Origin of the sequence: Phaeospirillum tilakii, assembly GCF_042683125.1 — a bacterium.
GTDB lineage: Bacteria > Pseudomonadota > Alphaproteobacteria > Rhodospirillales > Magnetospirillaceae > Phaeospirillum > Phaeospirillum tilakii.
Window position 1 is genome coordinate 19,009 of record NZ_JBHUIY010000019.1, and the last position, 18,782, is coordinate 37,790.

Here is an 18,782-nt window from a genome sequence, read left to right on the forward strand (position 1 = left end):
TCGATCCTCCAGCCGACCGAGCCGCCGATGACCGAGCCCCGCCCCGTCCCCCCGCCGCGCGATGCCCCCTGGCTGTTCCGGACCTATTCCGGTCACAGTTCGGCGGCCGAATCGAACCGGCTGTACCGCACCAACCTCGCCAAGGGGCAGACCGGCCTGTCGATCGCCTTCGACCTGCCGACCCAGACCGGCTACGACAGCGACCACCCGCTGGCGCGCGGCGAGGTTGGCAAGGTTGGGGTGCCGATCTGTCATATCGGCGACATGACCACGCTTTTCGAGGGCATACCGCTCGAAAAGATGAACACCTCGATGACCATCAACGCCCCGGCGGCGTGGCTGCTGGCGCTGTACGTCGCCACCGCCGAACGCCAGGGGGCGCGGCGCGACCAATTGTCGGGCACCACCCAGAACGACGTGATCAAGGAATACCTGTCGCGCGGCACCCACATCTTCCCGCCGCGCCCGTCGCTGCGGCTGACCGCCGACGTGATCACCTTCACCTGCCGCGAGATTCCGAAATGGAATCCGATCAACGTCTGCTCCTACCATTTGCAGGAGGCGGGGGCGACGCCGGAACAGGAGTTGGCAATCGCGCTGGCGACCGCGATCGCGGTGCTCGACACGGTGCGGCCGCGCGTCACGGCCGAGGCGTTCCCCCAGGTGGTCGGGCGGATCAGCTTCTTCGTCAATGCCGGCATCCGCTTCGTCACCGAATTGTGCAAGATGCGGGCCTTCACCGAATTGTGGGACGAGATCTGCCGCGAGCGTTACGGGGTCGCGGATGCCAAGCTGCGCCGGTTCCGCTACGGGGTGCAGGTCAATTCGCTCGGCCTGACCGAGCCGCAGCCGGAGAACAACGTCTATCGCATCCTGCTGGAGATGCTGGCGGTGGTGCTGTCGAAGGACGCCCGCGCCCGGGCGGTGCAGTTGCCGGCCTGGAACGAGGCGCTCGGCCTGCCCCGGCCGTGGGACCAGCAATGGTCGCTGCGGCTCCAGCAGATCGTCGCCTACGAGACCGACCTGCTGGAATATGGCGACATCTTCGCCGGCAGCCGGGTGATCGAGGCCAAGGTGGCGGCGCTGGCGGCCGAAGCCCGCGCCGCGCTGGCCCGGATCGACGCCGAGGGCGGCGCGGTGGCGGCGATCGAGCGCGGCAGCCTCAAGCAGGCGCTGGTCGAGGCCAACGCCCGCCGCGTCGCCGCGATCGAATCCGGGGATCAGGTGGTGGTCGGGGTCAATCGCTGGACCGAGACCGAGCCGAGCCCGCTGACCGCCGGGGCCGACGCGGTGCAGACGGTGTCGCCCGAGGCCGAGGCCGAGCAGATCGCCCGGCTCCAGGCCTTCCGCGCCGGCCGCGACGCCGACGCGGTGGCCCGTGCCCTGGCCGGACTGCGCGCCGCCGCCGAGGAGGACCGCAACGTGATGGAGCCGTCGATCGCCTGTGCCCATGCCGGCGTCACCACCGGCGAATGGACCGACACCCTGCGGCGGGTGTGGGGCGAGTACCGCGCCCCCACCGGGGTCGGCGGCGCGGCGGCGGCGGGCGAGACCATCCCGCTGGCCGAATTGCGGGCGCGGGTCGAGACGGTGTCGGCCAAGCTGGGCCGGCGGATCAAGCTGCTGGTCGGCAAGCCCGGCCTCGACGGCCATTCCAACGGCGCCGAGCAGATCGCGGTGCGGGCCCGCGACGCCGGGTTCGAGGTGGTTTATGAGGGGATCCGGCTGACCCCGGCCCAGATCGTCAATGCCGCGCTGGAGGAGAGCGTTCACCTCGTCGGCCTGTCGATCCTGTCCGGCAGCCATCTGCCGCTGGTGACCGAGGTGCTGGAGCGGATGCGCGCCGCCGGACTCGACGACGTGCCGCTGGTGGTCGGCGGGATCATCCCGCCCGAGGACGCCGAGGCGCTGCGCCGGGCCGGCTGCGCCCGGATCTACACGCCGAAGGATTACGAGATCGGGCGGATCCTGGCCGACATTCTCAATCTGCTCGAAGGCTGACGGCGGGGCTGCCGCCCCGCACCCTGCCCGGGGCGATGCCCCGGACCCCCTTTGTTTTCGAAAATAAAGGGGGTTTGGGGCATCGCCCCAAGCGGGTGCGGGCGGCAGCCCGCCTCTGACCTCAGCCCTTGGCCTTGATGGTCTGGTACAGCTCCAGCGCCTGGGCCGGCGGCAGGTTCTGATGGATCACGGCGTTGATCGCCGCCATCATCCCGTGCGGGCAGTCGGACTGGAAGATGTTGCGGCCCATATCGACACCGGCGGCGCCCTGCTGGACGGCGTTGTAGGCCATGGTCAGCGCCTCAAGCTCGGGCAGCTTCTTGCCGCCGGCCATCACGATCGGCACCGGGCAGGAGGCGGTGATGGTCTCGAAGCCCTCGGCGACGTAGTAGGTCTTGACGTACTGGGCGCCCAGTTCGGCGATCATGCGGCAGGCGAGGCGGAAATACTTGGCGTCGCGCACCATGTTCTTGCCGACGGCGGTGACGCCCATCACCGGCATGCCGACGCGCAGGCCGGCATCGACCAGCCGGGTCATATTATGAATCGAGCGGGTCTCGAACTCGCCGCCGATGAACACCTGGATGCCGACGCCGGAGGCGTTGAGCCGCACCGCGTCTTCCATGTCCATCGCGATCTGCTCGTCGGACAGTTCCTTGAGGATCGACGGCCCGCCGCTGGCGCGCAGCACCATCGGCTTGTGCGAGGCGGCCGGCACCATGGTGCGCAGCACGCCGCGGGTGCAGAACAGCGCGTCACAGTCCGGCAGCAGCGGCAGGATGTTGAGGTCGATCCGCTCCAGCCCGGTGGTCGGCCCCTGGAAATAGCCATGGTCGATCGCCAGCATCACGGTGCGGCCCGAGTCCGGCCGGAACACGCGGGCGAGGCGGTTCTTCATGCCCCAATCGTACTGACTGGCGCCCTTGACGGGATAGGAGGGGGCCACCTGGGGTTGGTCGGCCTGGAATCTGGTGCCTTCGATGTCGGCTTCCGCCATGACGTGCTCTCGATCGCAAGGGGTTGACAGGGGACCCGCCATCCCGTTGGATCGGCGGGCGATTTTGCGCGCCAGAATGCACATTTCGCCCGGCTTGGACAAGGCGCCCGGCGGGCGGCGACGGGAAGGAGCCCTGCTGTGCCGGTCGAGATCAAGATCTGTGGCATCACCGAGGAGGAAACGGTCGAGGCGGCGCTCGACGCCGGGGCCGATCACCTCGGGCTGGTGTTCTTCGCCAAGAGCCCGCGCGCGGTAACGCCGGAACGCGCCGCCGAGCTGGTGTCGTGGCTGCCGCAGCCGATCAGCCGGGTCGGGCTGTTCGTCGATCCCGACGATGCCCTGCTCGACGCGGTGCTGGGGGCGGTCCGGCTCGACCTGCTCCAGCTCCATGGCAACGAAAGCCCGGAACGGGTCGAGGCGATCCGCCAGGAATACGGCCTGCCGGTGATGAAGGCGATCCCGGTGGCCGAGGCGGCCGACCTCGCCGCCGCCGAGGCTTATCTCGGCGTCGCCGACCGGCTGCTGTTCGATGCCCGCCCGCCCAAGGGCGCCGCTTTGCCCGGCGGCAACGCCGCCAGCTTCGACTGGAGCCTGCTGGCCGGCAAACGCTGGCCGCTGCGCTGGATGCTGGCCGGCGGGCTGACCCCGGCCAACGTCGCCGAGGCGATCCGCGTCACCGGAGCTGCGGCGGTCGATGTCTCCTCCGGGGTCGAAACCGCCCCGGGGCGCAAGGATCCCGACCTGATCCGCGCCTTCATCGCCGCCGCCCGCGTCCCCCCGGCCGCCGCCTGATTTCCCTGTTGACGGCGGCGGCGGCCTGCCCTTATAAACGCGCCTTCGAATTTGCCAACCGAGCTGCAAGGTTTTGATCCATGGCCCATCATTCTTCGGCTAAGAAGCGCATCCGTCAGACCGAGGCTCGTACCGAGGTCAACCGCGCCCGCGTCAGCCGTATCCGCAGCTTCGTCAAGAAGGTCGAGCTGGCGATTTCCTCCGGCAACGCCGATGCCGCCAAGGCCGCCCTGGGCGATGCCGAGCCGCAGCTGATGAAGGGCGTTCAGGCCGGCGTGCTGCACAAGAACACCGCGTCGCGCAAGGTGGCCCGTCTCGCCGCCCGCGTCCGCGACATGAAGCCGCTGGCCTAAAGGCCACGGCCGCACCATCCACTTACGACGTTTTGGAAGGGCCGCGTCCGCCCGGGCGCGGCCCTTCCTGTTGCCCGTTCCCATCGGCATTTCGATGGACTTTTACCCTTTTCGCGAGCAGGAAATCCCAAACCCTTGTCCCCCCAGGGTGTCCGGGAATGCAAGCGAAAAATTTCACCATTCGGACACCGATGTTGTTGCCTGGAGACAGCTCGATGGCTAGTCTTGCAGCGCTCGTCGGGCATACTAAAGTGTTCCTTCGGGCTCTCAAAAAAATCAAGACACCGGGAACGCCGCGAGTATCGCTTCTATGTGATGCGGGACACAGAGTGCATTTCGCCGGGTATGGTAATCGCGTGAGCATGTAGTTTGCTGACTTGGTTAATGAGCAGTAACACCCGCAATCTGTTCTGGGCTGTCGCGGGCAACGCCGACAGGCGACGGCAGCCGAACGTGGTGTGGGACGCATGACCCGCGAAGGCGACGAGATGGTCCGCAGCATGGGTCCGGATTTCCGGGAAGATGGCACGGGTGCCCTGGGCGCCGCGTCCGTCGGGCTTACGGCGGGGGATCGGGGATCAGCAATGGCACAATCTGAGTGGGATCGGGTCAAAACCAGGCTGCGCGACGAGGTGGGTGATTCCGCCTATCGCTCGTGGCTGCGGCCGATCACCGTGCATGGCATCAGCGACGGGGCGGTCCGCCTTGCCCTGCCGACGCGCTTCCTGCGCGACTGGGTCGCCACCCATTACGGCGAGCGCATCCGCACCCTGTGGGGGGCGGAGAACCCCGCCATCCATAACGTCGAGATCGTGGTCGAGACCGCCCGCGCCGCCGCCGTGCCGGTTCCGGCCGCCGCCGGCGCCCCGGCCGCCGCCCCGCCGCCGCCCGCCGTCGCCCTGCCCGCCGCGCCGGCCGCTGCGGCCCCGGCCGCCGCCGGCGAGGCCGCCGTCAACGAGATGGACGAACTGGGCGCCCTGCTCGACCCGCGTTTCACCTTCAAGAATTTCGTCGTCGGCAAGCCCAACGAATTCGCCTGGGCGGCGGCGCGCCGGGTGGCCGAGGCCGACAGCGTCTCGTTCAACCCGCTGTTCCTCTATGGCGGCGTCGGCCTGGGCAAGACCCACCTGATGCACGCGATCGCCCACCACATCCGCGAACGCAATCCCCGCCGCAGCGTGCTGTACCTCTCGGCCGAGAAGTTCATGTACCGCTTCATCCGGGCGCTGCGGCACCAGGACACCATGTCGTTCAAGGAGCAGTTCCGCTCGGTTGACGTGCTGATGATCGACGATGTCCAGTTCATCGCCGGCAAGGACGCGACCCAGGAGGAATTCTTCCACACCTTCAACGCCCTGGTCGATCAGGGCCGCCAGATCGTGATCTCGGCCGACAAGTCGCCCTCCGACCTCGAGGGGATCGAGGAACGGCTGCGCTCGCGCATGGCCTGCGGGCTGGTCGCCGACATCCACGCCACCACCTACGAACTGCGCCTCGGCATCCTTCAGTCGAAGTCGGAGCAGATGGGGGTGCTGGTGCCGCAGAAGGTGATGGAGTTCCTCGCCCACAAGATCTGCTCCAACGTCCGCGAGCTGGAAGGGGCGTTGAACCGCGTCGTCGCCCATTCCCAGCTGGTCGGCCGCGCCATCACCCTCGAATCGACCCAGGAGGTGCTGCACGATCTGCTGCGCGCCTCCGACCGCCGGATCACCATCGAGGAGATCCAGAAGAAGGTCGCCGAGCATTTCAACATCAAGCTGGCCGAGATGTCCTCGGCGCGCCGCTCCCGTCAGGTGGCCCGGCCGCGTCAGGTGGCGATGTATCTCGCCAAGCAGCTCACCAGCCGCTCGCTGCCCGAGATCGGCCGCAAGTTCGGCGGCCGCGACCACACCACCGTGATGCATGCGGTCAAGAAGGTCGAGGAGCTGAAGGAAAGCGATCAGGGCTTCGCCGAGGATGTCGAGCTGCTGCGGCGGATGTTGCAGGGCTGAGGCTGTTACGCGGGCTCTGCCCGCACGCCTCGCGTGCGAGACAACCATGTTACGCGGGCGCTGCCCGCGCGCCCGCCGGGGCGATGCCCCGGCCCCCCTTTTTATTCATCGATAAGAAAGCGCGGGGTTCGGGGCGCGGGGCGGCCGCCCCGCCTAACGCCTTGGTATGGCGCGCGAAGCCCCCGGATCCGACTTAAGTGTTTGTTAAAGCGTAAGGGTTCACTCTTTCGGTCTGGCAGACTCGCCGGGGAATGGAATGAGCGACACCCAGTCAGACCCACCCTCCGCGCCGCCTCGGCGGACCAGTGCGGTGGCGTTGCGTTTCGATCCGGCGGAGAACGACCTGCCGGTGGTGGTCGCCACCGGCCAGGGCGAGGTGGCGGAAAAGATCCTCGAGATCGCCTTCGCCAACGACGTCAAGGTTCGCACCGATCCCGATCTGATCCAGGTGCTGGGCGCGCTCGAACTGGGCAGCGTGATTCCGGTCGAGGCGATGGTGGCGGTGGCCGAGATCCTGGCCTATGTCTATCGCGCCACCGGCCGGGCGGTGCCGACATGAGCGCCCCGCCCCCGCCCTCGCGCGAGGAGTGGCTGCGCGCCGAACTGGTCAAGGCGTCGTCGCTGGTCGGCACGGCGCGGCGGCTGCTGGCCACCGGCACGATGGTCGATCTGACCGCGCTGGAAGGCCGGATCCGCCTGATCTGCGACGGGGTGACCCGGCTCGAGCCCGACAGCGGCCGCACCCTGCGCGCCGACATGGAAGCGCTGCTGGCCGACCTCGACCGTCTCGCCGCGGCGCTGGAAGCGGCCAACCCCTGTCCCGGCGAGCCCGGCGGTGGAACCCCCGGCTGATGGAAACCGTCTCCTACCTGCGCTTCGTGCTGGCGCTGGTCACCGTTCTCGGCCTGATGTTCGCCCTGCTGTGGGCGCTGCGGCGCTGGGGGCTGGGCGGGATCGCCCCGCTCAACCGGTCGCGTCGGCGCCGACTGGCGGTGATCGAGGCCCTGCCGCTTGATGCCCGCCACCGGCTGGTGCTGGTCCGGCGCGACGACCAGGAACATCTGCTGCTGCTGGGCGGCGGCAGTGCCACCGTGATCGAACGCAATTGTCCGCCCGCCCGCTTTACCCTGCCCAGCCCGGAGACCAAGCCATGAGGCTGCCCCGCCACCGTTTGCTGCTCGGCCTGCTGGCCGGGATCGCGACCGCGCTGGTGGCCGGGCCGGTGCTGGCGCAGTCGCTCAACATCGACCTCGGCGGCGGCCCCGGCAGCGCCACCAGCCGGATCGTCCAGCTGGTCGCCCTGACCACGGTGCTGTCGATCGCGCCGTCGATCCTGGTGATGATCACCTCGTTCACCCGCTCCGTGGTGGTGCTGAGCTTCCTGCGTCAGGCGCTCGGCACCCAACAGAGCCCCCCCAACATGGTGATGATCAGCCTCGCGCTGTTCCTCACCGCCTTCGTGATGGCGCCGACCTTCGAAAAGGCCTGGGATACCGGGTTGCAGCCGATGATCGACGGCCATATCGACGAGATGGAAGGGTTCGAGCGGGCGATCAAGCCGTTTCACGCCTTCATGAGCCGCAATGTCCGCCCGCAGGACCTCAAGCTGTTCATGGACCTGTCGCGGGCCAAGGAGGTCGCCACCGCCGAGGAAGTGCCGCTGACCGCGCTGATCCCCGCCTTCATGATCAGCGAACTGCGCCGCGCCTTCGAGATCGGCTTCCTGGTGTTCCTGCCCTTCCTGATCATCGACATGGTGGTCGCGTCGGTGCTGATGAGCATGGGCATGATGATGCTGCCGCCGTCGATGATCTCGCTGCCGTTCAAGCTGATCTTCTTCGTGATGGTGGACGGCTGGTATCTGGTGGTCGGCTCTTTGGTCCAGAGCTACGGCTAACGCCGTTATTGGGCACTCGCCCAAACCCCCTTCTTTTTCGAAGGCTCAATTCGCGTTAAGTCGGCATGGCTGGCAGAATGCCTTGCCATTCGACACTGTCCAGTCTGGTTCCTCTCGGATTTCGGGGTGATGTGGGCTCCGCCCACGCCCGCCAAGGGCCGCAAGGCCCTTGGAACCCATTGGGGATCGGGCGCAGAGCGGCCTTTCAGCTTGGGCGCGGGTGTTTGCCGCGCGAAGGGCAAGGAAAGGGTTCCAAGGGCCTTGCGGCCCTTGGCGGGGGCGGGCAGAGCCCGCGAATTGAGCCTCTTCCCAAAGCCTCCGGGCGGGGCGCGGGGCGGCAGCCCCGCAGGGGGCCACCGCCGGCTTGGGGCGCTCAGGCCCCGTGATGCAGGATCCGGTCGGGCGGGGGCGTGTCATCGCCGTCCTGACGCAGATGGACCACCCGCTGCGGAAAAGGGATTGGGATTCCCGCCGCGTTCAGGTCGGCGGCGATCATGAAGCGGATTTCCGACGCGATTTTCGAGCTGTCGGCGCCGCCGGTGTAATCGATCCAGTAGCGCAGGATGAAATTGATCGAATCCGGGCCGAAATCCTGCAACAGCACGCAGGGCTCGGGATCCTTCAGCACGGCGGGGTGCTTGCGCGCGACCCCCATCAGCACCTCGGAGACCTTTTCGGGCGGCGCCGAATAATCGGTGCCGACCGCGACCGAGCGGCGCACCCGCGCGTTCGAATAGGTCCAGTTGGTGACGTTGCTTTCGATGAAGGTCGAGTTCGGCACCAGGATCTCGATCCCGTCGGCGGTGCGCACCGTCGAGGAGCGGACGTTGATGTGGGTCACCGTGCCGGTGACGGCGCCGACCTCGACGATGTCGCCGACCCGCAGCGGGCGTTCGACCAGCAGGATGATGCCGCTGATCATGTTCTTGAGGATCACCTGGGTGCCGAAGCCGACGCCGATCGCCAGCGCGCCGCCGAGGAAGGCGAACACCGTCAGCGGGATGTTGGCGATGTAGAGCGCCACCACGAACAGCATGGTGACGACGACGATATGCAGCCAGCGGGTCAGGGTGCTGGCATGGTCCTTCGACACCCCGAACTGGGTGGCGGCGAGGCCGGCGGCGAACAGCATGGCGCGGCGGCTGATCACCGCCCCCAACACCACCAGCAGGATCACGCCGAGGCTCTTGCCGACGGTGACGCTGCGCACCGCCGAGATCCGCTTGCCATCGACCTCGATATTGTCCTCGGCGGTGAACAGTTCGAAGTCCCACACCGCGCGGGCGGCCTCGACCGCCATCTGCCAGCCCTCGCGCAGGGCCTGGGTGGCGGCCTTGCGGCTGGCGCGCGGGGTCAGTTCGTCGTCCCAGGCGCGGAAGGTGTGCAGCAGGGCATCGACCAGCTTGTCGGCCTCGCGCAGCATGTCGGCCTGCTGGCGATAGGCGCTGCGCTGGGCGGCGCTGGCCTCGGCGTCGGCGGCGTTGCTGGCCTGGGCGGCGGCCAGGGCGGCGTCGTTGCTTTCGCTCAACTGGCTGGTGCGGGTGATCTCGTCGGCCAGCAATTGCTGCCAGCCGGCCAGCTTGCGCTCGTTGGCGGCGATGGTGGCGCGGGCCTCGGGCAGCTTGATCTGGTCCTGGTCGGTGGCGTTGAAGCGATGCCAGCGGAACTGCCAGCCGGCACGCTCCCAGCCGCGCACCTCGAGCATCCGCCGCACCGTCTCGTCGATCAGGTCGGCGGTGTCGGCCTGAAGCCGGCGCACCGCGAGATCGCGTTCCAGCGCGTCGCGGCGGGGATCGGCCGGGGCGGCCTCGCCGTTGGGGCCGGGGGCGGCCGGCTTGGCCGAGGCCTTGTAGGCGTTGAGGGCGCGCTGGGCCTGATCGAGGGCGCGGTGGGCGGTGGCGCTGGCGGCCTGGGCCTTGGTCTGGCGGGTCTGCAACTGGGTGATCTGGCGATCGATGTCGGCCAGCACCGCGTTGAGTTCGGCCTCGGTGAAATGGACGTTGCCGGCCATCTCGCCCAACTGGTGCTCCTGCAACTCGGCCAGGGCGCGCAGTTCGGCGATCTCGGCCCGGCCGATGGTCTGGGCGGTCTTGCCCTCGGCCATCGCGGCGGCGGCGGTACGCACGCGCAGGCGGGCAAGGTCGCGCAGCCAGGTCTCGCGCGCCTTGGCGATCTCGTCGGTGGCGGCGGAGATCTTCTCTTCCTGCTGGCGGACGGTGACCTCGTTGGCCTTCAGCCGCTTTTCGTCCTCGGTGATCTGCTGGTCGCGGAAATCGGCCCGCTGCATCGCCGCCTTGAGCCGGCCCCTCGTGTCCTCGAGCAGGTCGCGCTGGTGGTCGAGCGCGACGATCGAGACCGAGGGCGGATTGGGGTTGGCCCGCCACGCGGCGGTCTTTTCGCCCTGATCCTTGGCCCGCCCCTGCGCCTCGGGCAGGCGGTCGATCATGTCGAGATGGCGTTCGAGCGCGCCGATCAGCTCGCCCATCAGGTAGTCGCGCTCGATCAGTTCGGCCGGCTGGGCCGCCGGGGGCGGGGCGGCGCTGGTCAGGTGATCATATTCGGTCTGGGCCTGATCGAGCTGCTGTTCGAGCGTCTCGGCGGTCGGCTGGGCCTCGGCGGCGGGCGGCGCGGCGGGGGCGGCCGGCTTGGCCGTGCCGGTCAGGTCCGCCGCGTCCTGGGCCGGCGCCGGGCCGGACAGGCCGATCAGCAGGGCAACGACGAGGATCGGAAACAGACGACGCATCGCGCGGGGCTCCTTGGTGACGGGGGGGGCCATCCTATCGTCGGCGGGGGTGGCTTTGTCGATGGGAAAGCGCGGGTCGGCCCCTCGGCCGGGTCTTTGTTCTCGCCGCCGGGGAGGGTAAAGTCGCGGCAAATCGACTCCGAGGCTCCGGCCGAGACGACGGGACAGGGCAATGACCAACAAAAAGCAGGCGGTGGCGGCGGCATCGGTGTTCGCCAGCGCGGCGATGACCGCGATGAAGCTGGCGGTGGGGCTGATGACCGGCAGCCTCGGCATCCTGTCCGAGGCGGCGCATTCGCTGCTCGACATGGGGGCGGCGACGCTGACCTGGTTCGCGGTGCGGATCGGCGACCGCCCGGCCGACGCCGAGCATCCCTGGGGCCATGCCAAGGTCGAGAACGTCTCCGCCTTGATCGAGACCGGGCTGCTGTTCCTCACCAGCGCCTGGATCATCAAGGAAGCGGTCGAACGGCTGCGCGGCGAGGCGGTGGCGGTCGAGGTGACCTGGTACGGCGTCGCGGTGATCGTGGTGTCGATGCTGATCGATTTCGGCCGCGCCCGCGCCCTGACCAAGGTGGCGCGCGAGACCGGCAGCGCGGCGCTCGAGGCCGACGCGCTGCATTTCAGTTCGGACATCGCCAGTTCGGCGGTGGTGCTGGTCGGGCTCGGCCTGACCGCCTGGGGCTGGCCGCAGGGCGACGCCGTCGCCGCGATCGGGGTGGCCGGCTTCGTCTGCCTCGCCGGCTGGCGGCTGGGGCGGCGGACCATCGACATGCTGATCGACACCGCGCCGCGCGGCATCGCCGAGGAGGTGGCCCAGATCGCCGCCGCCGTCCCCGGCATCGCCCGGGTCGATCGGGTGCGCGCCCGCCCGGCCGGGGCGACCATCTATGTCGAGCTGGTGGTGCGGGTCGGGCGCGGCCGCAGCTTCGGTCAGGTCCAGGCCCTGCGCGACGCCGTCGCCACGGCGATCTGCGCCGCCCGGCCCGAGATCGACCCGCTGGTGGTGGCCGAACCGCTGACGCTCGACGACGAGGACGTCGCCGAGGCGGTGCGGGTGGTGGCGGCCAATCGCGGCGTCGCCGTCCACGACATCGCCTCTTACACCCTGGGGGCGACCCGCCATGTCGGCTTCGACCTCGAGGTCGATGACGGCCTGACGGTGCGCGAGGCCCACGACGTCGCCAGCGAGATCGAGACCGCCCTGGCCACCGAACTCGGCGCCGACATCGGCATCGACATCCATATCGACCCCCGCCGCAACCGGATCGACCCGGGCGAGACGGTCGAACCGGGCGAACTGGCCCGGCTGACCCGGCTGGTCGAGGAGGTGGTGGCGCGGCATCCGCCCGGCTCGCACGTCCACCGCCTGTTCGCCCAGCGCGGTCCCGACGGGCTGTATCTGTCGTTCCATTGCCGCTTCCCGCCCGAGGCCTCGATCCGCCTCGCCCACGCCTTGACCGAGCGGATGGAGGCCGAACTGCGCTGGAAGCTGGGCGACGTCGCCCGCGTGGTGGTCCATGCCGAGCCCCAGTTCGCGCCGGGCGGCGGCGCCCCGGCCTGACCGCCCGGCGGGGCCGGGGCGGCAAATTCTGCCCTGTCGCGGCCCGACCGGCAGAAAGATCCGCCCGGTTTGCCCCAAACCGCCGTATCAGAACTGATCGGGATCCGGCCCGGCCTTGGCGCCAAGCAGAAAACAGGGCCGCCGGGACGGTCCCCGGCCTCCTTCCGCTCCGGCGGAAGGCGGCGTGGTCCGGGCGGCGCGGAACCGGCCGGACACAGACTTTGGAACCATGGCGCCCGGCGAAACCGGCGCGCCCGGCAGACCAGACGACAGGAGTTGGGGTCATGAGCGTCTCCTCGATCACCGGAACCGCCGCCACGCGGCAGACGCTGGCCAATGGTCAGACCGCGACCGAGCCCGGTTCGGCGACCTTCTCCCTGTCGCTGGCCGCGACCGAGACCGGCCGGCCCGACGGCGACCGCGCCAGCTCCTTCCCGTTGATGAGCGCGGCGATGCAGTCGGCGCTGATCGCCTCGCAGGACAGCGCCGCCGCCACCAGCGGCAGCGGCTTCGACGTCACCGCCACCCCCGCCGCCGGCGCGGTGACCGCCGCCGCCGGCATCGGCAGCGGCACCCCCAGCGGCAGCGGCGCGGCGGTGCTGGCCGACCTCGACCAGCTGGTCGGCACCCTCGGCAGTTCGGCCGCGCTGACCAGCGCCGCCACCGGTCAGGCGGTCCCGGCCCCGGCCGACGTCGGCAGCCTGGTGGCCAAATACCGCAATGGCGGCAGCGGCCAGGGCACCCCCGGCGAGGGCAGCTTCGCCGGGCGGCTGTTCCGCGATCTGGCCCAGGACGGCGGCACCGTCTCGGCGTGAACGGCCGGCGGCGTCAGCCCCGCACCCGGATCGGCTCGGCGAAACTGAACACCCGGGCCAGGGTGCGGATCCGCTCGATCTGGGGTGCCTGCAACTGAGTATGGGCGGGAAAGATCAGGTGGCCGTTGCCCAGCCGCAGATCGCCGGCCAGGACATGGCCGGCCTGCAACTGCCCGACTGTCAGGGCGACCGAGGTGAAGACCTCGTTGCGCGCCAGCCCTTCGAGACAGCCCCGCACCCGGGGCAGCAGCACCGGGTCATAGTGCTGGCGCTGGCGTTCGAGCTGCTCGAACGACGCCGCGGTCAGCGGACCGCCGGCGGTGGCGGCCAGCAGATCCTTGAGGATCTTCAGCAGACGGGCATCAAGCGGCAGATCGGCCCCGACCGGACCATCGGCGGGAAAGCCGCTGCCGTCATAGCCACGATCCTGCCAGTGGACGATCTCGGCCACCCGGGCGAGCCGGGGGATCCTGGCCAGCAGGTTGCGGCCGGCCTCGGGCACCCGGTCCAGCATCGCCCGCTCGTCCGGATTGGGCGCCTCGCCCTGCCGCAGCCGGGCCAGCGCGGCGGGCGGCATCGCCACCATCCCGATCGGCGCCAGCGCGGCGGCGATCTCGAGCTGCCAGCGATGCGGCATGCGGAACTCGGTGGTCAGCAGCCGCACCCACTCGCGCAGGCGGGCGGCCTGGGCGGCGGCGGCGGGGTCGTTGACCGACATCACCTCGACCAGCACCTGGATCACCCCGGTCAGGGTCTGTTCGAGCAGATCGCGCTCGGCGGTGACGAGGCGGAACTGTTCGAGCCCGGCCGCCAGCCCGTCGATCAGGGTCTCGGACGGACAGGGCTTGGTGTAGAAGCGGAAGATCGCGCCCTGATTGATGGCGTCGATCGCGGTCTGCTGGTCGGCATTGCCGGTCAGCATCATCCGCACCGTGTCGGGGGCGTGGTCGCGGATCCGGCGCAGGGTTTCGATCCCGTCGATCCCCGGCATACGCATGTCCGAGAGGACCACGCCAAAAGGCGAGGCGGCGGCGCGCACCCTCTCGACCCCCTCCTCGCCACCGCACGCAGTGGTAATATCGAACCGGTCGCCGAGCTGGCGCCGCAACGCCGACAGCAGGTGGGGATCGTCATCGATCAGCAGGACGCCTGGCTCCATGCCCGCTCCGTCATTGGCCACCGGGAACCGCACCGGGGTTTCCGCTGATGTGGCCGTTGCCGGAGCGGATGACAAGCCCACCCCCGCCCCACCCTGTTCCCGCCGGAGGACACGAACGGCCATGACCGACTTCATCGAGCGCCGCCAGCATCCCCGCCTGCCCGGACACGGGCTGGTGGTGGTGGTCGGGCGCCAGATGTTCCCGATCGCCAACCTGTCGATCGCCGGACTGGCCTTCCAGGGCGGCCCCAACCATCAGGTCGGCGACACGCTCCGGATCCGCATCGCCCGGATCGACGCCCCGGAAGATTGCGTCAACGCCGTGGTGACGGTGCGCGCCGCCGACGAATTCATGGTGCGGGGCGAGTTCCACCCCACCCTGCCGCTGATGAGCTATATCGTCGCCCATCTCGGCGACATCTCCGGCATCGCGCCGACCTACCCCGCCTTCCGCCGCGCCACCGGCCCCCGCACCTCGCGCGTACCCTAGGCGGGCTGCCGCCCCGCGCGCCTTGCGCGCAAACACACACCGGTTAGGCGGGCTGCCGCCCGCCGGCCCGCTCGGGAAGCGGAGCTTCCCGAACCCATCCCTTTTTTGGTTCATCACGGATGAGCGGGGAAGAGAGGCTGGTCACGGCCGCGCATGACGGAAAGGAGCGAAGACGTCCTCTCCGCTCCTCCGTGATGACCCCATTTTGAAAAAGAAGGGGGTCCGGGGCATCGCCCCGGCCGGGCCCGCGGGCGGGAGCCCGCGTAGCTTCACCCCAGCGGCGGAATGTCGCCCAACGCCTCGGTGGCGGCGGCCTCGGCGGCGAAGGCCTGGAGCCGGCCGGCGCCGATCGCCGCGCGCAGGTCGCGCATCAGGTCCTGGTAATGCTGGAGATTGTGCCAGGTCAGCAGCATCGCCCCGAGGATCTCCTCGCAGCGGATCAGGTGGTGGAGATAGGCGCGGGAATATTGGCGGCAGGCCGGGCAGGCGCAGCCTTCCTCCAGCGGCCGGGGATCGTCCTGGTGGCGGGCGTTGCGCAGATTGACGGTGCCGCGCCGGGTGAAGGCCTGGGCGGTGCGGCCGGAGCGGGTCGGCATCACGCAATCGAACATGTCGATGCCCCGGCAGACCGCGCCGATGATGTCGGACGGCCGGCCGACCCCCATCAGGTAGCGGGGACGGTCGGCCGGCAGCAGCGGCACGGTGACGTCGAGGGTGGCGAACATCGCCTCCTGCCCCTCGCCCACCGCCAGCCCGCCGACGGCGTAGCCGTCGAAGCCGATCCGTTGCAGCGCCTCGGCGGATTCGGCGCGCAGGTCGGGATAGATCCCACCCTGGACGATGCCGAACAGGCCATAGCCGGGGCGGGGCACGAACGCCGCCTTCGACCGCGCCGCCCAGCGCATCGACAGCCGCATGCTGTCGGCCGCCTGGGCCGGGGTGGCCGGGAACGGGGTGCATTCGTCGAACGCCATGGTGATGTCGGCGTCGAGGCAATGCTGGATCCGCATCGAGCGTTCCGGGGTCAGCCGGTGGCTCGAGCCGTCATGATGCGACTGGAAGGTGACGCCGTCGGCGTCGAGCTTGCGCAGCTTGGCGAGGCTCATCACCTGGAACCCGCCGGAATCGGTCAGGATCGGCCCCGGCCAGTTCATGAAGCGGTGCAGCCCGCCCAGCTGCTCGATCCGCTCGGCCCCCGGCCGCAGCATCAGGTGATAGGTGTTGCCGAGCAGGATCTGCGCCCCGGTCGCGGCGACGGATTCGGGCTGCATCGCCTTGACGGTGGCGGCGGTGCCGACCGGCATGAAGGCCGGGGTGTCGATCGCGCCATGGGCGGTCGCCAGCCGGCCGAGCCGGGCGGCGCCGTCGGTGGCGAGACACTCATACTGGAAGCTGGGGGGCATCGTCGCTCCGATCGAGCAGGCAGGCATCGCCGTAGGAATAAAAGCGATAGCCGTCATTGATGGCGTGGGCATAGGCGGCGCGCATCCGCTCCAGCCCGGCGAAGGCCGACACCAGCATGAACAGGGTCGAGCGCGGCAGGTGGAAATTGGTCATCAGCCGATCGACCACCCGGAAGCGGTAGCCCGGCACGATGAAGATGTCGGTCACCCCGTCGAACGGGGCCAGGGTGCCGTCTTCCGCCGCCGCGCTTTCGAGCAGGCGCAGCGCGGTGGTGCCGACCGCCACCACCCGCCGTCCCTCGGCGCGGGCGCGGTTGATCCGTTCCGCCGCCGCCGGGGTGACGATGCCGATCTCGGCATGCATGTGGTGCTGGTCGGTGTCCTCGACCTTGACCGGCAGGAAGGTGCCGGCGCCGACATGCAGCGTCACCGCGACCCGCTCGATTCCGCGCGCGTCGAGGGCGGCGAGCAGTTCGGGGGTGAAATGCAGCCCGGCGGTGGGGGCGGCGACGGCGCCGTCATGACAGGCGAAGGTGGTCTGGTAATCGGCGCGGTCGGTGGCGTCGGCGGCGCCGTGGCGGATATAGGGCGGCAGCGGCAGCCGGCCATGGGCTTCCAGCGCCGCCATCAGCGCGGCGCCGCCGCGATCGAACCGCAGCGTCACCTCGCCGCCCTCGCCCTTGCCGACCACCTCGGCGGCGAAATCGGCGGCGAACTCGACCCGGTCGCCCAGGCGCAGCTTGCGCGCCGGCCGGGCGAAGGCGCGCCAGCATTCGGCCCCCTCGCGCAGATGCAGGGTCAGCTCGACCCCGGCGGTGCCGCGCCGTCCGTCGAGCCGGGCCGGAATCACCCGGGTGTCGTTGAACACCATCACGTCGCCGGGGTCGAGCAGGTCGGGCAGGTCGCGCACGCCGCGATCGGCCACCCCGCCGGCGGCGACCCGCAGCAGCCGGGCGGCGTCGCGCGGGCGGGCCGGACGGTCGGCGATCCGCTCACGCGGCAGTTCGAAATCAAACAGATCGACTTTCATCGCCGGGGATGTAGGCTCCCGCCCCCGCCGCCGTCAAGCCCGACCGTCTCGACCGGGCCGGGGCGGGGCGCGTATACTGGCGGCCTGATCGGCCACCGGCCTCCCGAGGAGGAACCATCATCATGCGCAAGATTCTGGCGGCGACCCTGGCGCTCGCGATCCTTGCCCCGGTCACGGCGCGGGCGGACGCCTATGTGATGCTGGGGTTCGGCACCCAGAAATGCGGCGAATACCGCGCCAGCGACCTGACCGACTCCGCCACCCGGGTCGGGCTCTATTCGTGGGTCGCGGGCTACCTGTCCGCCGTCAACCTGTTCACCGGCACCGCCCAGCACCGCATCCGCGACCTGTCGGGGATGTCGCAGGAGCTGGTGTTCGACACCCTCAACGCCTTCTGTGCCGCCCACCCCGATCAGGTGCTGTCGGTCGGCATCGACGAGATCATCAAGAAGCTGCCGGAAAAGGCCTACGGCCAGACCACGCCCTAAAGGCGGGTCAGCCCGTCCTTCAGCCACAGCAGCAGCACCATCAGCCCGGCATCGAGCAGGCAGCCGACGCCGAACAGGTGCAGCGCGCGCAGGATGTCGCGGGCGTCGGCGTCCTGGCGGCCGCGCCCCATCCATTTCTCATCGACCACCAGCCCGGGATAGCGGCGCGGCCCGCCGAGGGCGAGGCCGAGCGCGCCGGCGCAGGCGGATTCCGGCCAGCCGGAATTGGGCGAGCGGTGATGGCGGGCGTCGCGCCAGGGGGTGACCAGGGCGGCGACGGGCCGGCCGCCAGGGACGAAGGGGGCAGCCAGCGCCAGCAGCAGCGCGGCGACGCGGGCCGGGATCAGGTTGAGCAGGTCGTCGAGCCGGGCCGAGACCATGCCGAAGGCGCGGTGACGCTCGGTGCGGTAGCCGACCATCGAATCGAGGGTGTTGACGGTCTTGTAGACGAACAGCCCGGGCAGGCCGAACAAGGCGTAGGCCAGCGCCGGGGCCACCACCGCGTCGGAGAAGTTTTCGGCCAGGGATTCGATCGCGGCGCGGGCGACCCCGGCGCGGTCGAGGCTGGCGGGATCGCGCCCGACCAGCCGTGACACCGCATAGCGCCCGGCTTCGAGGCCGTTGTCGCGCAGCGCCACCGCGACGTCGTAGACATGGTCGAACAGCGAACGCTGGGCCAGCAGCACCACCACGCAGAACAGTTCGAACAGCCAGGCCCAGGGCAGGGTGCGGGTGACGGCCTGGACCGCGAGGCCGGCCGCCGCCGCCGCCGCCACCAGCCCCAGCGCCATCGCCGCCCCCAGCCAGCCGCGCAGGGCGGCGGAGCGGTCGCGCCGGTTGAGCCGGCGGTCGAGCCAGCCGATCAGCGTGCCCACCGCCGCCACCGGATGGGGGAGGCGGCGGAACAGCCAGGGCAGATCGCCGAGCAGGCCGTCGAGGCCGATCGCCAGGATCAGGATCAGCAGCGGATCGGGAGCGGAGGCAAGGAGGGACACGGCACAACCAGCAGGTCAGCGGGAACGGGCGGAGAGCAAACAAAAGCCGCCCGGCCGCGACGCC

Annotated in this window: 18 protein-coding genes; 12 read left to right on the forward strand and 6 right to left on the reverse strand. The window is 70.0% G+C overall.

Annotated features, from left to right (window positions below):
• The first annotated feature begins 27 nt into the window (after window positions 1-27).
• Complete coding sequence (locus ACFSNB_RS10705) at window positions 28-2,001, forward strand: methylmalonyl-CoA mutase family protein (protein WP_377316327.1); 1,974 nt, start codon at window positions 28-30, stop codon at window positions 1,999-2,001.
• A 121-nt stretch (window positions 2,002-2,122) separates the two neighbouring features.
• Here the strand turns inward: ACFSNB_RS10705 and lsrF are convergent, their stop codons facing one another.
• Entirely contained in the window at window positions 2,123-2,998 is an 876-nt protein-coding gene (gene lsrF / locus ACFSNB_RS10710) for a 3-hydroxy-5-phosphonooxypentane-2,4-dione thiolase (protein ID WP_377316329.1), read from the reverse strand.
• Window positions 2,999-3,136: 138 nt separating this feature from the next.
• Between lsrF and ACFSNB_RS10715 the strand changes: the two genes are divergently transcribed.
• From ACFSNB_RS10715 to fliP, 7 genes are all read left to right on the forward strand, one after another.
• Window positions 3,137-3,790: a phosphoribosylanthranilate isomerase gene (locus tag ACFSNB_RS10715; protein ID WP_377316331.1), complete on the forward strand. Its 654-nt coding sequence runs from the start codon at window positions 3,137-3,139 to the stop codon at window positions 3,788-3,790.
• Window positions 3,791-3,870: 80 nt separating this feature from the next.
• Window positions 3,871-4,143 (forward strand): 30S ribosomal protein S20, encoded by a 273-nt coding sequence (gene rpsT / locus ACFSNB_RS10720; protein WP_377316333.1) that lies wholly within the window; start codon window positions 3,871-3,873, stop codon window positions 4,141-4,143.
• Between the two features lie 584 nt (window positions 4,144-4,727).
• Window positions 4,728-6,134: a chromosomal replication initiator protein DnaA gene (gene dnaA, locus ACFSNB_RS10725; protein WP_377316335.1), complete on the forward strand. Its 1,407-nt coding sequence runs from the start codon at window positions 4,728-4,730 to the stop codon at window positions 6,132-6,134.
• A 310-nt stretch (window positions 6,135-6,444) separates the two neighbouring features.
• Window positions 6,445-6,693: an EscU/YscU/HrcU family type III secretion system export apparatus switch protein gene (locus tag ACFSNB_RS10730; RefSeq protein ID WP_377316337.1), complete on the forward strand. Its 249-nt coding sequence runs from the start codon at window positions 6,445-6,447 to the stop codon at window positions 6,691-6,693.
• Window positions 6,690-6,986, forward strand: coding sequence for a hypothetical protein (locus ACFSNB_RS10735; protein ID WP_377316339.1), 297 nt, complete (start codon window positions 6,690-6,692; stop codon window positions 6,984-6,986). The genes ACFSNB_RS10730 and ACFSNB_RS10735 overlap by 4 nt, the downstream gene beginning before the upstream one ends.
• Complete coding sequence (locus ACFSNB_RS10740; RefSeq protein WP_377316341.1) at window positions 6,986-7,288, forward strand: FliO/MopB family protein; 303 nt, start codon at window positions 6,986-6,988, stop codon at window positions 7,286-7,288. The genes ACFSNB_RS10735 and ACFSNB_RS10740 overlap by 1 nt, the downstream gene beginning before the upstream one ends.
• Window positions 7,285-8,031: a flagellar type III secretion system pore protein FliP gene (gene fliP, locus ACFSNB_RS10745; RefSeq protein WP_377316343.1), complete on the forward strand. Its 747-nt coding sequence runs from the start codon at window positions 7,285-7,287 to the stop codon at window positions 8,029-8,031. Before ACFSNB_RS10740 ends, fliP begins: the two co-directional genes overlap by 4 nt.
• A gap of 373 nt (window positions 8,032-8,404) precedes the next feature.
• Here fliP and ACFSNB_RS10750 read toward each other — a convergent pair whose 3' ends face one another.
• Window positions 8,405-10,774: a mechanosensitive ion channel domain-containing protein gene (locus ACFSNB_RS10750; RefSeq protein WP_377316345.1), complete on the reverse strand. Its 2,370-nt coding sequence runs from the start codon at window positions 10,772-10,774 to the stop codon at window positions 8,405-8,407.
• A gap of 172 nt (window positions 10,775-10,946) precedes the next feature.
• Here ACFSNB_RS10750 and ACFSNB_RS10755 point away from each other — a divergent pair, with 172 nt between their 5' ends.
• A complete protein-coding gene (locus tag ACFSNB_RS10755; RefSeq protein WP_377316347.1) occupies window positions 10,947-12,338 on the forward strand; it encodes a cation-efflux pump in 1,392 nt (463 codons plus the stop codon).
• Window positions 12,339-12,622: 284 nt separating this feature from the next.
• Window positions 12,623-13,153, forward strand: coding sequence for a hypothetical protein (locus tag ACFSNB_RS10760; protein ID WP_377316349.1), 531 nt, complete (start codon window positions 12,623-12,625; stop codon window positions 13,151-13,153).
• A gap of 13 nt (window positions 13,154-13,166) precedes the next feature.
• On the opposite strand, the gene ACFSNB_RS10765 is transcribed toward ACFSNB_RS10760, so the two are convergent.
• Complete coding sequence (locus tag ACFSNB_RS10765) at window positions 13,167-14,312, reverse strand: HD domain-containing phosphohydrolase (RefSeq protein ID WP_377316351.1); 1,146 nt, start codon at window positions 14,310-14,312, stop codon at window positions 13,167-13,169.
• 121 nt (window positions 14,313-14,433) lie between these two features.
• Between ACFSNB_RS10765 and ACFSNB_RS10770 the strand changes: the two genes are divergently transcribed.
• Entirely contained in the window at window positions 14,434-14,802 is a 369-nt protein-coding gene (locus ACFSNB_RS10770; RefSeq protein ID WP_377316353.1) for a PilZ domain-containing protein, read from the forward strand.
• 269 nt (window positions 14,803-15,071) lie between these two features.
• Here ACFSNB_RS10770 and tgt read toward each other — a convergent pair whose 3' ends face one another.
• Both tgt and queA read right to left on the reverse strand, forming a co-directional pair.
• A complete protein-coding gene (tgt, locus tag ACFSNB_RS10775; protein ID WP_377316355.1) occupies window positions 15,072-16,205 on the reverse strand; it encodes a tRNA guanosine(34) transglycosylase Tgt in 1,134 nt (377 codons plus the stop codon).
• Window positions 16,183-17,235 carry a tRNA preQ1(34) S-adenosylmethionine ribosyltransferase-isomerase QueA gene (queA, locus tag ACFSNB_RS10780; protein ID WP_377316357.1) on the reverse strand — a complete coding sequence of 351 codons (1,053 nt, stop codon included), beginning with the start codon at window positions 17,233-17,235 and terminating at the stop codon, window positions 16,183-16,185. The genes tgt and queA overlap by 23 nt, the downstream gene beginning before the upstream one ends.
• Before the next feature lie 122 nt (window positions 17,236-17,357).
• On the opposite strand from queA, the gene ACFSNB_RS10785 reads away from it, so the two are divergent.
• Window positions 17,358-17,723: a hypothetical protein gene (locus ACFSNB_RS10785; protein ID WP_377316359.1), complete on the forward strand. Its 366-nt coding sequence runs from the start codon at window positions 17,358-17,360 to the stop codon at window positions 17,721-17,723.
• Here the strand turns inward: ACFSNB_RS10785 and cbiB are convergent.
• Complete coding sequence (gene cbiB / locus ACFSNB_RS10790) at window positions 17,720-18,718, reverse strand: adenosylcobinamide-phosphate synthase CbiB (RefSeq protein WP_377316361.1); 999 nt, start codon at window positions 18,716-18,718, stop codon at window positions 17,720-17,722. The genes ACFSNB_RS10785 and cbiB overlap by 4 nt on opposite strands.
• Between the last annotated feature and the right edge of the window lie 64 nt (window positions 18,719-18,782).

Coding starts and splice junctions, on each gene's coding strand:
- ACFSNB_RS10735 (WP_377316339.1), top strand. CDS start 6,690: ATGAGCGCCCCGCCCCCGCCCTCGCGCGAGGAGTGGCTGCGCGCCGAA.
- ACFSNB_RS10770 (WP_377316353.1), top strand. CDS start 14,434: ATGACCGACTTCATCGAGCGCCGCCAGCATCCCCGCCTGCCCGGACAC.
- ACFSNB_RS10705 (WP_377316327.1), top strand. CDS start 28: ATGACCGAGCCCCGCCCCGTCCCCCCGCCGCGCGATGCCCCCTGGCTG.
- rpsT (WP_377316333.1), top strand. CDS start 3,871: ATGGCCCATCATTCTTCGGCTAAGAAGCGCATCCGTCAGACCGAGGCT.
- ACFSNB_RS10785 (WP_377316359.1), top strand. CDS start 17,358: ATGCGCAAGATTCTGGCGGCGACCCTGGCGCTCGCGATCCTTGCCCCG.
- ACFSNB_RS10765 (WP_377316351.1), bottom strand. CDS start 14,312: ATGGAGCCAGGCGTCCTGCTGATCGATGACGATCCCCACCTGCTGTCG.
- dnaA (WP_377316335.1), top strand. CDS start 4,728: ATGGCACAATCTGAGTGGGATCGGGTCAAAACCAGGCTGCGCGACGAG.
- queA (WP_377316357.1), bottom strand. CDS start 17,235: ATGAAAGTCGATCTGTTTGATTTCGAACTGCCGCGTGAGCGGATCGCC.
- lsrF (WP_377316329.1), bottom strand. CDS start 2,998: ATGGCGGAAGCCGACATCGAAGGCACCAGATTCCAGGCCGACCAACCC.
- fliP (WP_377316343.1), top strand. CDS start 7,285: ATGAGGCTGCCCCGCCACCGTTTGCTGCTCGGCCTGCTGGCCGGGATC.
- ACFSNB_RS10760 (WP_377316349.1), top strand. CDS start 12,623: ATGAGCGTCTCCTCGATCACCGGAACCGCCGCCACGCGGCAGACGCTG.
- tgt (WP_377316355.1), bottom strand. CDS start 16,205: ATGCCCCCCAGCTTCCAGTATGAGTGTCTCGCCACCGACGGCGCCGCC.
- ACFSNB_RS10740 (WP_377316341.1), top strand. CDS start 6,986: ATGGAAACCGTCTCCTACCTGCGCTTCGTGCTGGCGCTGGTCACCGTT.
- ACFSNB_RS10750 (WP_377316345.1), bottom strand. CDS start 10,774: ATGCGTCGTCTGTTTCCGATCCTCGTCGTTGCCCTGCTGATCGGCCTG.
- ACFSNB_RS10755 (WP_377316347.1), top strand. CDS start 10,947: ATGACCAACAAAAAGCAGGCGGTGGCGGCGGCATCGGTGTTCGCCAGC.